Below are 266 nucleotides of genomic sequence, written 5' to 3' on the forward strand. Positions count from 1 at the left end.
CTATCAGTAAGCCTTGCCAGTCTTGTAGAAGTTCTCGAAGCAGAAGTTGGTCGCGTCGATGTAGCCTTCAGCGCCACCGCAGTCGAAACGCTTGCCTTTGAACTTGTAGGCCATCACGCAGCCGTTCTGGGCTTGCTTCATCAGGGCGTCGGTGATCTGGATTTCACCACCCTTGCCTGGCTCGGTTTGTTCGATCAGGTCGAAGATATCCGGGGTCAGGATGTAGCGACCGATGATCGCCAGGTTGGACGGTGCATCTTCCGGCT

The 266-nt window shown here is 55.6% G+C and carries 1 protein-coding gene; it reads right to left on the reverse strand.

Annotated elements, in window-relative coordinates; translation table 11 throughout:
* Positions 1-3 precede the first annotated feature (3 nt).
* Positions 4-266 (reverse strand): sugar phosphate nucleotidyltransferase (locus SB772_RS41840; protein WP_410838753.1); only part of this gene is annotated, 263 nt, incomplete at its 5' end.

The sequence above is a fragment of the Paraburkholderia sp. SIMBA_030 genome, from assembly GCF_046535245.1.
Lineage (GTDB): Bacteria > Pseudomonadota > Gammaproteobacteria > Burkholderiales > Burkholderiaceae > Paraburkholderia.